The following is an 11,928-nucleotide window of genomic DNA, read 5'->3' on the forward strand; positions in this document are numbered from 1 at the left end:
ACCCCCTGCCGGGAACCCCGATGCGGATCGGACGCATGTCCGAGATGATCGACATCATGTCTTCGTACGGAACCTACGAAACCCACGTGACGGTCCTGTGTCCGGACGCGGCGGAGCTGGCCCGGCTCGAATCATGGGCCGGGGCACGGGAGTTGAAGGTCACGCACATCACGCCGGTCCGGGGCCGGGCGCGCTCCCGGTCGATGCTGACGCTGCCGGACCGCACGGGTCACGAGAGGCTGGTGCCGCAGCTGCGGGCGGCGGGCTTCGACCCGGTCCGGGTCAAGGTGGAGACGGTGCCCTGGAGCACGGAGCCGGCGGGCCCGGGCGGGGGCTACCACGAGCACCACCTGCGGCTGCGGCTGCCGCCCGGGTACGACCACGGGGCGCTGGAGGCGCTGGTCCTCCCGCACGGGGCCCGTCTGTCGTGGACGGCCTGCGGCGGCCGGCCGGGGTCCGGCGGCGCGGGCGCGGAACAGGAGCGGTACGTGACCCAGCGGGTGCGCGGCAGCGCCTCGCGGGCGGCGGCGGCCTGCGACACGCTGATCGCGGAACTGGTGGCGGCCGGGTACGAGATCGAGTGCGAGCTGCGCGAACTGGTGCTGTACGACAGCGACCTGTCACCGACCGGCCCGGCGGACGTGCAGGAACCGGGCGACGAGGGGCTGAACGGGGAGGGGCGGGCCGGGGAGGGACGGGCCGGGGAGGGACGGGCCGGGCAAGGGCGGGCCGGGGAGGAGCTTTAGGCCATCCAGAAGAAGACGGCCGTCATCCGCTTGTCCTCCAGGGTCGTGCCCCAGTAACCGGTCGCGCTGTGGATCAGGTTGGCGGAGTAGAGCAGGAGCCGGTTGTAGCGGTGCGGGACGCGGACGTCCTCGGTAAAGGAGTCCTCGGGGACGAAGCGGGTGCCCAGGGCGTCGACCAGGTTGTTGTGCGGGGCGAGGACCTGGTTGCCGCCGAGGACGCCGCCGGGGAGGCTCTGGCGGTAGAAGCTGGTGCCGCAGTCCTTCGGGGTGCCGGGGCTGAGGTAGAGCACGGCGGCGTAGCGGCACAGGGTGCGGGAGTCGGTGTGCGGACGGGGCTCGCACTCGCCCTCGCCGACGACCTGGACGCAGTTGTGGTTGAAGGTTCCGGCGCCCTCCGGGTTCTCGGGCCAGATCCGCCGCGCGCCGGTCGCCTGCCGCACCAGCCTTTCCACGCGGGCCAGTTCGGGCGGCTCCAGGCCGGGCATGGCCCGCAGTCCCGGCCAGGGCTCGGGCTTGTGCGGGGCGCCCTGGACCCAGTCGTCCTTGGCCAGGCAGCGGGCCCGGACGGTGTCCACGTCGGGCAGCACGTCGTCCAGGACCCAGTAGTCGCGGCCGCGGGTCGGCTTGCGGTACGGAAGCACCGGGAGGGCGCGGGAGGCCGGAGGCTGCTGGGGTCGGAATGCCATGGCGGGAACGGTAGTTCGGGGCTCATGACCCCGCGCCAAAGCGTCGGCCAAGACTGCGGCAAGAGATGGTCTCGGTACGGTCGGGCGGACCGGTCGCACTGACCCGTCGCGCGGGCTGCGCCGGCTCGACGCGGACCGCGCACACCTTGAACTCCGGCATCCGGGATCGGCCGTCAGGGCGGGGAGGATCTCTCGTACGAGGGGTGCTTCCTGTTCCACGGGCCGGACGGTACCCCGGCGCCCCGGCGGGGGCACGCGCTTTTCCGCCGGGCGGCGCCGGGCCGCGGGGTCACTGGCCCGTCAGGTACTTCACCGTCAGGCCGGCCGTCCAGCCGCCGTCCACGGCCAGCTCGGCGCCGGTCACGTATCCGGCGGCGTCCGAGAGCAGGAAGGCGACGGCGGCGGCGATCTCCTCGGGGACACCGACCCGGCCCAGGGGGGCGCCGGGGTAGTTGCCCTCGCCCGCCTGGATGCCGACGGGGGCCGTCATCGGGGTCAGCGTCATGCCCGGGTGCACCGAGTTCACCCGGATCCCCGCCTCGGCGAGCTCAACCGCGCCGATCTTCGACAGGCCGCGCACACCCCATTTGGAGGCCCCGTACCCGGCGGTGAGCGCGAGGCCCGTGAGTCCGGCCGCGGAGGAGATGTTGACGATGGAGCCGCCGCCGTTCGCCCGGAGCAGCGGGATCGCCGCCTTGATGCCGATGAACACGCCGACCAGGTTGATCTCGACGACCCGGCGGAAGTGCTCGACGCTCTCGTGCTCCAGGAACTGGCCCGTGGATATGCCGGCGTTGTTGACGAGTCCGTCGATCCGGCCGAACTCGGCGACCGCATGCTCCAGGGCCGCCTGCCAGTCGTCCTCGCTGGCCACGTCGTGCCGCAGGAAGCGGGCCGCGTCGCCGAGCTTCGCCGCGGTCTCGGCGCCCTCCGCCTCCAGCACGTCGGTGATCAGCACCCGGCCGCCGCCGTCCACGACGGCCTGCGCGGCCGCCGCGCCGAGCCCCCGGGCCCCACCGGTGATGACGACGACCTTGCCGCTCAGATCCACAACAGCCACGGTTTCACACCCCTGCCGGACAGATAGACATATGACTAATCGGCATACGCCGATCGCGGCGTCAGTCTGCCAGAGCGCCCAGGGCCCGCGACACCCCCTCCTCCTTGGGCCCGAGGAACGTCGGATCCGGTCGGAGGACCGCGTCCAGCGCCGCCTTGCCGGCGGCGAACACCTCGCGGGCCCCGCCGTAGTACCAGGTGGCGTCGTGCGCGTCGTCGACCCCGACCCCGTACGCGTCCACGCCCGCGGCCTGGCACAGGGCCACGGCCCGGTGTATGTGGAACCCCTGGCTGACCAGGACCGCCCGGTGCACCCCGAAGATCTCCCGGGCACGCACGCAGGAGTCCCAGGTGTCGAAGCCGGCGTAGTCGCTGACCACCCGCCCGTCCGGGACCCCGTGGGCAGTGAGGTAGGTCCTCATCGCATCGGGCTCGTCGTACTCCCGGCGGCTGTTGTCCCCGGTGACCAGGACCACCTTCACCTTGCCGGCGCGGTACAGCTCCACGGCCGCGTCGAGCCGGTTGGCCAGGTACGGGGTCGGGCGGCCGTTCCACAGCCCGGCCCCGAACACCACGGCCACCTCCGCCGCGGGCGCCCGGGCGGTGGTCCGCAGCCGGTCGGCCGCGCTCACGTGGGTCCACGTCGAGGGCAGCAGCGCCAGCACGCACAGCCCCATCACGACCCGCACCGCCCGCCGCCTCGCCCGCACCGTCCGCAGCCATCCCGTCCGCGACCGCCCGGACCCCGCACCACGCTCCGGCCCGGCGACCGGCACCTCGTCCTTCACTACACCCGGCCCCGACCCCGCGCCCGTCCCTGCCCCTACCCCCGTCGCCGTCGCCGTGCTCGCGTTCCCGCCCGCGCCCATGTCGGCGCCCGCGTCCGTAATCGCGTCCGTACCCACGTCCACGGCCGCGTCCGTACCCACATCCACGCCCGCGTCCACGCCCGTGACCTGCTCCGGCTTCCCCATGACCGATCCCCCCTCGCTCCACGCCTCGTTCGCACGGATTGACGAACCGCCCCGGCCCGCCAGTTCCGCCCGCCCCCGCTTTCACCCGTACGAATGAGCGAGTGAGCGGGCCGAAACGACCCGTCACCCCGGCGCAACGCCCACGCAACCTCCGGCGCGCAGTATCTGTTCATGACGGAGCCGGTGCACCCTCCCGAAACCCTTCCCCTCCCCTTCGGCAGCGCGGCCGAGCTGCTGTCCCGGATCACCGACCAGCTCGGCACCCAGCTCAGCGGACTGCGCCCGCCACGCGCCCGGCACCACGGAGCCCACCCATGCAGCCCACCCTCGTCGCCGTGGCCCACGGCAGCCGCGACCCGCGCGCCGCGCGCACCGTCCTCGCCCTCCTCGAAGGGGTCCGCGAGCTCCGCCCCCGCCTCGACGTCCGCCTCGGCCACATCGAGCTGAGCCGGCCCCTGCTCGGCGACACCCTGCGCGCGCTGTCCGGGGAAGCGGTGCTCGTGCCGCTGCTGCTCGGGCGCGGCACCCACGTCAAACGGGACCTCCCCGCCTCCGCCGCCCGGGCCGCCCACCTGCGGGTCCGCGTCGCCGCGCCGCTGGGGCCGCACCCGCTGCTCGTCGAGGCCCTGTGCGAGCGTCTCCTGGAGGCCGGCTGGAACCCGGGCCGGCCCGACGGAGCGGCCGTCGTGCTGGCCGCCGCCGGATCCCGCGACCCCGAATCCGCCGCCGACACCCGGCGCACCGCCGCCCAGCTGTCCGAGCGGCTCGGCGGGATACCCGTGGTGCCGGCCTACGCCTCCGCCAACACCTCCGCCACACCCGACGTCCGCGAGGCCGTACGCGCGCTGACCGCCCGCGGCCACCACCGGATCGCGGTGGCCTCGTACTTCGCCGCCCCGGGCCGGTTCGCCTCCGAGAGCGCCGCCGCAGCGCCCTGTCCGGCGTCCGCCCCGCTCGGCGCCCATCCGGCGCTGGCCAGACTGGTCCTCCAGCGCTACGACGAGGCCCTCGACCGCAAGGCAGGCCGGCGCGAACTGGCCACCGCATAAAGGCGGTGTTCGTTCGGATTGCTCGGATTGTCGGTGACTCCGGTTAACGTCTGAGCATGGAAGGCACCCCGCACGCCCCCGCCTACGAGTCCTACGACACGGCCGCCACCGAGCGCTGGGCCCCCGAGCCCGACAAGCGCCCCGGCCGCACCGCCTTCCAGCGCGACCGCGCGCGCGTGCTGCACTCGGCCGCCCTGCGCCGGCTCGCCGGGAAGACCCAGGTGGTCACCCCGGGAACCCGTTCCTACGAGTGGGACGCGAGCCCCCGTACCCGGCTGACCCACTCCCTGGAGTGCGCGCAGATCGGCCGGGAGCTCGGCGCCGCCCTGGGCTGCGACCCCGACCTCGTCGAGGCGGCCTGCCTCTCCCACGACATGGGCCACCCGCCCTTCGGGCACAACGGCGAGGAGGCGCTCAACGAGTTCGCCAAGGACTGCGGCGGCTTCGAGGGCAACGCCCAGTCGCTGCGCCTGCTGACCCGGCTGGAGCCCAAGCGGTTCGTGCCGGACCCGGCGGGCGGGCAACCCGTCAGCGTCGGCCTCAACCTCACCCGTGCCTGCCTGGACGCCGCCACCAAGTACCCCTGGGCCCGCGGGAACCACCCCACCGACCCCGGCTCGGTGAAGTTCGGCGCCTACGAGGACGACCTGCCGGTCTTCGAGTGGCTGCGCCGCGGCGCGCCCGCCGACCGCAAGTGCTTCGAGGCCCAGGTCATGGACTGGGCGGACGACGTCGCGTACTCGGTGCACGACTTCGAGGACGGCCTGCACGCCGGGCACCTCGACCCCAACCTCCTGTTCGCCGAGCCCGAGCGGGCCGTCATCTGGCGGGTCGCCATCGGCCGCTACGTCCCGGCCGACACCGAGCCCGAGGAACTGCGCGAGGCGCTCGACCGTTTGATGGAGGAGGACTGGTGGCCGCACGGTTACGACGGCTCGGCCGTGGCCCAGGCCCGGCTGAAGGACGCCACCAGCCAGCTGGTCGGCCGCTTCTGCCTGGCCGCCGAGGGCGCCACCCGTGAGGCGTACGGCTCCGGCCGCCTCACCCGCTACGGCGCCGAGCTGGTGGTGCCGCGCGAGGCGCGCAACGAATGCGCCGTCCTCAAGGCCGTCGCCGACCTGTACGTGATGCAGCGCGACGAGCAGGAGCGGCTGCGCGCGGACCAGCGCATCGTCCTGGCCGAACTCGCCGAGGCGCTCAGCGCCCGCGCACCCGAGGGGCTCGACCCCCAGTTCCGGGCGATCTTCGACGCCGCCCCGGACGACAGGGCCCGCAAGCGCGCGGTGATCGACCAGATCGCGTGCCTGACCGACGCCTCCGCCCGCTCCCTGCACGCTCGCCTCACCAGACGCGGGCGGCGCACCGGGGGGTGAGCCGATCGGGCCATTCCCCCTTCACGCGGCAGGCTCGGTGCGGGACGCTCGCATGTGGTCGCATGTGGCGAAGAGGTTATGAGGAGGCATCAGGTGGTCGACGCACACCAGACGTTCATCATCGTCGGCGGAGGGCTCGCCGGGGCGAAAGCCGCCGAGACGCTGAGGGCGGAGGGGTTCACGGGGCGGGTGATCCTGATCGGGGACGAGCGCGAGCATCCGTACGAGCGGCCACCGCTGTCCAAGGGCTACCTGGTGGGCAAGGAGGACCGCGACAGCGTCTTCGTCCACGAGCCGTCCTGGTACGCGAGCGCCGAGATCGAACTGCACCTGGGCCAGCCCGCCGTCCACCTGGACCGGGCCGCCAAGACGGTGCGCCTGGGCGACGGCACCCTGCTGCACTACGACAAGCTGCTGCTGGCCACCGGCGCCGAACCGCGCCGCCTGGACGTCCCGGGAACGGGCCTGGCCGGCGTGCACCACCTGCGGCGCCTCGCGCACGCCGAGCGGCTGCGGGGCGTCCTGGCCTCCCTGGGCCGGGACAACGGCCACCTGCTGATCGCGGGCGCCGGGTGGATCGGCCTGGAGGTCGCGGCGGCGGCCCGCGAGTACGGGGCCGAGGTCACCGTGGTCGAGCCGCTGGCCACCCCGCTGCACGCGGTGCTGGGCCCGGAGGTGGGCCGGCTCTTCACCGACCTGCACGCCGAGCACGGGGTCCGCTTCCACTTCGGGGCGCGTCTCACCGAGATCGTCGGCCAGGACGGCATGGTGCTGGCCGCACGGACGGAGGACGGCGAGGAACACCCGGCGCACGCGGTGCTCGCGGCGATCGGCGCCGCGCCGCGGACCGCGCTCGCCGAGACCTCCGGCCTGGCCCTGGTCGACCGGGAGCACGGCGGCGGGATCGCGGTCGACGAGTCGCTGCGCACCTCCGATCCGGACATCTACGCGGCCGGGGACGTGGCCGCCGCGCACCACCCGTGGATCGGGTCCCGACTGCGCGTGGAGCACTGGGCCAACGCCCTCAACGGCGGCCCCGCCGCCGCGCGGGCCATGCTGGGCCAGCAGGTCAGCTACGACCGGGTGCCGTACTTCTTCTCCGACCAGTACGACGTGGGCCTGGAGTACTCGGGGTACGCCCCGGCCGGGAGCTACGACCAGGTGCTGATCCGCGGGGACGTCGGCAAGCGGGAGTTCATCGCCTTCTGGCTCTCCGAGGGCCGGGTGCTGGCCGGCATGAACGTGAACGTGTGGGACGTCGCCGAGCAGATCCAGGCCCTGATCAGGTCGGGACGTCCGGTGCAGGCCGACCGGCTCACGGACCCGGAGATTCCGCTTCCCTCGCTGCTGCCGGAGCAGGGGGCCTGACGGGTTTGTCCGCGCCCGGCCGTAGACTTCACGCGTGGCAGGACGGATCAACGACGACGACGTGAAGGCGGTACGGGACGCGGTCCCGATCGACGCCGTGGTCTCCGAGTACCTCCAGCTGCGCAACGCCGGCGGCGGCAACCTCAAGGGCCTGTGCCCCTTCCACGACGAGAAGTCCCCGTCCTTCCAGGTCAGCCCCAGCAAGGGCTTCTACCACTGCTTCGGCTGCCAGGCCGGCGGGGACACCCTCGACTTCATCATGAAGATCGACCACCTCTCCTTCTCGGAGGCGGTCGAGCGGCTGGCCGGCCAGGCCGGCATCACCCTGCGGTACGAGGAGGGCGGCTACACCGCCGGCACCAGCGGCCGCGGCGAGCGCATCCGCCTGGTCGAGGCCCACAAGGCCGCCGCCCTCTTCTACGCGGAGCAGCTGGGCGGGGCCGAGGCGGAGATCGGCCGCCGGTTCCTGGCGGAGCGCGGCTTCGACCAGGCGGCGGCCGAGCACTTCGGGGTGGGCTACAGCCCGGCCGGCTGGGACCACCTGACCCGGTTCCTGCGCGGCAAGGGCTTCAGCGACAAGGAGCTGATCCTCTCCGGGCTGGCCCAGGACAGCCGCAGCGGCAAGCCCATCGACCGGTTCCGCGGCCGGCTCATGTGGCCGATCCGCGACATCAGCGGCGAGGTCGTCGGCTTCGGCGCGCGCAAGCTGCGCGACGACGACAACGGCCCGAAGTACCTGAACACCCCCGAGACGGCGATCTACAAGAAGTCCCAGGTGCTGTACGGCATCGACCTGGCCAAGAAGGAGATCGCCAAGACCTCCCGGGCCGTGGTCGTCGAGGGCTACACCGACGTGATGGCCTGTCACCTGGCCGGGGTCACCACCGCCATCGCCACCTGTGGCACTGCCTTCGGCGGGGACCACATCAAGATCCTGCGCCGGCTGCTGATGGACAACGCGACCGCCGAGGTGATCTTCACCTTCGACGGTGACGCGGCCGGGCAGAAGGCGGCCCTGCGGGCGTTCGAGGACGACCAGAAGTTCGCCGCGGAGACCTCCATCACCATCGCCCCGGGCGGGATGGACCCCTGTGACCTTCGGCTCGCGCAGGGCGACGCCGCCGTGTCCGGGCTGGTGGACTCCCGCACCCCGCTGTTCGAGTTCGCACTGCGGCACATCGTGGGCCGGCACAACCTGGAGAACCCGGCGGGCCGCGCGGCCGCGCTGGCCGAGGCCGCGCCGGTCGTCGCGAGCATCAAGGACCTCTCGATCCAGCACGAGTCGGCCGTCCAGCTGGCGGGCATGCTGGGCATCCTCGACGAGCAGTTCGTCGTCAAGCGGGTCGCGCAGCTGGCACGCTGGGCCCGCGAGCGCGGCAACCAGCCGCAGCAGGGCCGGGGGGGCGGGCGTCCTCCCCAGGAGGCTCCGCCCGCGCAGCCGCCCGCCGCGGACCGGGGCGGTCCCGCACTGAACCTGCGCAGCCCCGCCCACCGCACGGAGCGCGAACTGCTCAAGCTGGCGCTCCAGCGCCCCGCGCTGGTCTCCCCCGCCTTCGACGCGTACGGGATCGACGAGTTCACGGCCCCGCCCTACGCCGAGGTCCGCCAGGCCATCCAGGACGCCGGGGGCGCGGCCCAGGGCACGGAGGACTATCTGGTCCGGGTCCGCGAGGCCGCGCCGAACGACACCGTCCGCGCGATGGTCACGGAGCTGGCGGTGGAGGCCATCCACGCCAAGACGGTGGACGAGATCTACGCGGGGGTCCAGCTGGTCCAGGTCCGGCTGCGCGCCGTGGACCGGCGCGTCCTGGAGATCCAGGGCACCATGACCCGCCTGAGCCCGCAGGCCCCGCCGGAGCAGCACGCGGCGGTCCAGCAGGAGCTGTGGGTCCTGCAGCAGTACGGGCAGCGTCTGCGCAACCGCGGGGCCGAAGGGCTCTGAGCCGGCGTCGGCGGCCGGGCCGTCCCGCCGGCTACACCCGGTCGCCGCGGCGGAGCCAGTCGCCGCCCGGGATCTCGGTGCCCGACGCGGCGAGGCGCCGGGCCAGCGGGGCCGCCGCCAGGTAGACCCAGGCGCGGACGCGGGTGCCGTCGGGGCGGACGGCCGCGCGGGCGACCCGGTCGTAGACGTTCCCCGGGCGGCCCGGGCCCGCGTACTCCTCCAGCAGGTCCAGCGCGGCCAGCAGCTCCCCGTACGCGCCCGGCACCGGGGTGATCAGCTCCCCGGTTATGGCGGAGCCCGGTCGCTCGACGGCGTACGGGTAGCCCGGCCCCTCGTAGAGCGCCGCGTCCGGCAGCCGGGCGGGTTGCTCGGCCGCCGTGCGGCCCCGCAGGAACAGATCGTGGTTGACCTCTCCCGGCCGTAGCGTCCCGTACACGAAGAACGGCAGTACGCCGGATTCCGGCCGATCGACCGATGTCACAGGGCCCTCCCTCTACTGACACTGGGCAGTCCGCGCCGCGGGCCGAAGGTCCCGACCTGCACGCGGACCACCACCGTACGCACCGCTGTTACACGATCTCCCGGCCCCCGTGACGGTCGCCGACTACGGTCGGAACCCGGCCCCCCTCCCCACCCCGACGGTTCCCTCCCCATGACGCGATCACCCCGCCGCACTGCCGCCGCCCTGCTGCTGTCCGCCACCGCGCTCGCCCTGGGCGGGTGCGCCGCTCCCGGCGGACTGGCCGTCGGCGAGCCCGTGGCTCCCGTCTCCCTCCAGCCGCTGCCGCGGACGCTCTGGCCGGCCTGGGCCGACGACTCGCCCACGGCCGCGGGGGTCGCGACGGGTACCCGGCAGCCGCCCCCGGCACCGCTGGCGGGCGCGCCCGAGGTGGGTCCGGAGGGCCTCGTGGCGGTGAACGAGCTGGACGTCGTACGGGCGGACAAGCGGATGAAGCCCTTCCTGGCCAAGGGGAGGATCGACGCTCCGGGGCGGGCCGGGGTCCGCCCGGCCGTCCACCTCGACGTCACCGGCGACGGGAAGCAGGACCTCCTCATCGCCGCCGACACCGAGACCGGGCGGACCGCCCTCAGCGTCTACACCGCCCGGGGCGAGCGGATCGTCCCCATCCTCTTCACCGTCGGGCGGCGGATGGCCGTCGAGTCCCTGGGGCCGGACCTGCTGATCCGGATCGCCGCCGACGACGGATCCGAGCAGGCCGTCCGCTACCGCTGGGACGGCGAGCGGATGACGGTGGTCAGCGACGAGCGGCGCTACGGCAAGTCCTGCCCGAGCCGCGGCCCCGAGGCCCCCGGGCCCTCGAAGGGGGCCGGCACGGACGGGCGGGCCCCGCGGTGAGGGTCCTGCCGGCCCGCGGCCGGCGGCTCCTGCGGGCCCTGGGACTGCGCTGGAAGATCGCCGTGCTGCTGGCCGTCGGCTGCTCGCTGGCCGCGGTCACCACCGGCGTCCTGATCCACCAGGCGCGGGTGGGCCAGGTGGCCGACGCGGCCCGCAAGAGCGCCACCGAGCAGCTGATCCGCGTACGGCAGGTCTACGAACTGACCGGCCGGCTCGACTTCGACAAGGTCGGGGAGGCCCAGGCCCGGATCGACTGCCCCGGCATGCCGGCGCCGCTGCGCGAGGCCGCCCTGGCTGGGCACAGGACCACCTATCTCGACCTGTCCGGACCGCACCCGGCGGTGTGGGCGGCGCGGCCGGTGGGCGGCGGCCGGGTGCTGACGGTGCGGCAGGCGCTCACCGCCGAGCAGGCCGAACTGGCGGAGCTGGACGAGCAGCTGATCGCGTCCGGGACCGGCGTGGTGGCGCTCTCCGCGGTGGGCGGGGCGCTGCTGGCCAGCCGGCTCAGCAAGGACCTGCGGTCGGCCGCGGAGACCGCCCGGCGGATCAGCGCGGGCGACCTGGACGCGCGGATCAGGGCCTCGGGGGTCCCGGGGAGCCGCGACGAGGTCGCCGAGCTGTCCTCGGCGGTCGACACGATGGCGGCGAGCCTGCAGCAGCGGCTGGAGGCGGAGCAGCGGTTCACGGCGGACGTGGCGCACGAACTGCGCACCCCGCTGACGGGGCTGCACACGGCGGCCGAGCTGCTGCCTCCCGGACGGCCGACGGAGCTGGTGCGCGACCGGGTCGGGGCGCTGCGGACGCTGACGGAGGACCTGCTGGAGGTGGCCCGGCTCGACGCGAACCGGGAGGAGGCGCGGCTGGAGGAGCACCGGCTGGGGCCGCTGGTCGCCTCGATCACGCGGCGCTCGGGCGTGAGCGCACAACTGTCGGACGCGGAGGACGCGGAGGACGCGAAGGACGCAGAAGACACGCTGGGCACGGAGGGCACGGAGGACGGACGGGACGGCGGCGCGGACGGCGGCGCGCTGGTGCGGACGGACGCCCGGCGCCTGGAGCGGATCCTGACGAACCTGCTGCTCAACGCGCGCCGGCACGGGGCCGGGCCGATCACGGTGACGGTGTCCGGGGCCTCGGTGACCGTACGGGACCACGGGCCGGGCTTCCCCGAGAGCCTGCTGCGGGAGGGCCCGCAGCGGTTCAAGACGGGCGCGGCGGAGCGCGGCCAGGGCACGGGGCTCGGCCTGACCATCGCCTTCGGCCAGGCCCAGGTGATCGGCGCCGTCGTGACCCTGTCGAATCCGGACCCCTCGGGCGCGGCAGCCACGGTGACCCTTCCGCGGGCGTGAGGAAGGGGCCCGTCACCCGGACGGG

Annotated in this window: 10 protein-coding genes and 1 pseudogene; 7 read left to right on the forward strand and 4 right to left on the reverse strand. The window is 74.2% G+C overall.

Annotated elements, in window-relative coordinates; all coding sequences use genetic code 11:
• Nucleotides 1-35: 35 nt before the first annotated feature.
• Nucleotides 36-746: a hypothetical protein gene (locus ACEPPI_RS02040; protein WP_373913511.1), complete on the forward strand. Its 711-nt coding sequence runs from the start codon at nucleotides 36-38 to the stop codon at nucleotides 744-746.
• On the opposite strand, the gene ACEPPI_RS02045 is transcribed toward ACEPPI_RS02040, so the two are convergent.
• The 3 genes from ACEPPI_RS02045 to ACEPPI_RS02055 all read right to left on the reverse strand — a co-directional run bounded on the left by ACEPPI_RS02045 (nucleotide 743) and on the right by ACEPPI_RS02055 (nucleotide 3,267).
• A complete protein-coding gene (locus ACEPPI_RS02045) occupies nucleotides 743-1,432 on the reverse strand; it encodes a DUF6445 family protein (protein ID WP_373913512.1) in 690 nt (229 codons plus the stop codon). The two genes, ACEPPI_RS02040 and ACEPPI_RS02045, sit on opposite strands and share 4 nt — an antisense overlap.
• Nucleotides 1,433-1,721: 289 nt before the next feature.
• The gene (locus tag ACEPPI_RS02050) at nucleotides 1,722-2,492 is read right to left on the reverse strand and encodes a glucose 1-dehydrogenase (RefSeq protein ID WP_373913513.1); all 771 of its coding nucleotides are present in this window, start codon (nucleotides 2,490-2,492) and stop codon (nucleotides 1,722-1,724) included.
• A gap of 61 nt (nucleotides 2,493-2,553) precedes the next feature.
• Nucleotides 2,554-3,267, reverse strand: a complete 714-nt coding sequence (locus ACEPPI_RS02055; RefSeq protein WP_373913589.1) for a vancomycin high temperature exclusion protein — start codon at nucleotides 3,265-3,267, stop codon at nucleotides 2,554-2,556.
• Between the two features lie 369 nt (nucleotides 3,268-3,636).
• Here ACEPPI_RS02055 and ACEPPI_RS02060 point away from each other — a divergent pair.
• From ACEPPI_RS02060 to dnaG, 4 genes and pseudogenes are all read left to right on the forward strand, one after another.
• Nucleotides 3,637-4,514: pseudogene (locus tag ACEPPI_RS02060) on the forward strand (sirohydrochlorin chelatase).
• A 56-nt stretch (nucleotides 4,515-4,570) separates the two neighbouring features.
• Nucleotides 4,571-5,887: a deoxyguanosinetriphosphate triphosphohydrolase gene (locus ACEPPI_RS02065; RefSeq protein WP_371678635.1), complete on the forward strand. Its 1,317-nt coding sequence runs from the start codon at nucleotides 4,571-4,573 to the stop codon at nucleotides 5,885-5,887.
• A 93-nt stretch (nucleotides 5,888-5,980) separates the two neighbouring features.
• Entirely contained in the window at nucleotides 5,981-7,255 is a 1,275-nt protein-coding gene (locus tag ACEPPI_RS02070) for an NAD(P)/FAD-dependent oxidoreductase (RefSeq protein ID WP_373913514.1), read from the forward strand.
• A gap of 34 nt (nucleotides 7,256-7,289) precedes the next feature.
• On the forward strand, nucleotides 7,290-9,197 hold the full coding sequence (gene dnaG / locus ACEPPI_RS02075) for a DNA primase (protein ID WP_373913515.1): 1,908 nt from the start codon (nucleotides 7,290-7,292) through the stop codon (nucleotides 9,195-9,197).
• A 31-nt stretch (nucleotides 9,198-9,228) separates the two neighbouring features.
• On the opposite strand, the gene ACEPPI_RS02080 is transcribed toward dnaG, so the two are convergent.
• Nucleotides 9,229-9,678 carry a gamma-glutamylcyclotransferase family protein gene (locus ACEPPI_RS02080; protein ID WP_373913516.1) on the reverse strand — a complete coding sequence of 150 codons (450 nt, stop codon included), beginning with the start codon at nucleotides 9,676-9,678 and terminating at the stop codon, nucleotides 9,229-9,231.
• A gap of 171 nt (nucleotides 9,679-9,849) precedes the next feature.
• Here ACEPPI_RS02080 and ACEPPI_RS02085 point away from each other — a divergent pair, with 171 nt between their 5' ends.
• Together ACEPPI_RS02085 and ACEPPI_RS02090 are read left to right on the forward strand one after the other, a co-directional pair.
• Nucleotides 9,850-10,554: a hypothetical protein gene (locus ACEPPI_RS02085; protein WP_373913517.1), complete on the forward strand. Its 705-nt coding sequence runs from the start codon at nucleotides 9,850-9,852 to the stop codon at nucleotides 10,552-10,554.
• Nucleotides 10,551-11,903 carry an ATP-binding protein gene (locus ACEPPI_RS02090; protein WP_373913518.1) on the forward strand — a complete coding sequence of 451 codons (1,353 nt, stop codon included), beginning with the start codon at nucleotides 10,551-10,553 and terminating at the stop codon, nucleotides 11,901-11,903. Before ACEPPI_RS02085 ends, ACEPPI_RS02090 begins: the two co-directional genes overlap by 4 nt.
• Nucleotides 11,904-11,928 lie beyond the last annotated feature (25 nt).

This window comes from Streptomyces sp. AB3(2024) (genome assembly GCF_041862025.1).
Lineage (GTDB): Bacteria > Actinomycetota > Actinomycetes > Streptomycetales > Streptomycetaceae > Streptomyces.

Coding starts and splice junctions, on each gene's coding strand:
- ACEPPI_RS02040 (WP_373913511.1), top strand. CDS start 36: ATGTCCGAGATGATCGACATCATGTCTTCGTACGGAACCTACGAAACC.
- ACEPPI_RS02045 (WP_373913512.1), bottom strand. CDS start 1,432: ATGGCATTCCGACCCCAGCAGCCTCCGGCCTCCCGCGCCCTCCCGGTG.
- ACEPPI_RS02065 (WP_371678635.1), top strand. CDS start 4,571: ATGGAAGGCACCCCGCACGCCCCCGCCTACGAGTCCTACGACACGGCC.
- ACEPPI_RS02085 (WP_373913517.1), top strand. CDS start 9,850: ATGACGCGATCACCCCGCCGCACTGCCGCCGCCCTGCTGCTGTCCGCC.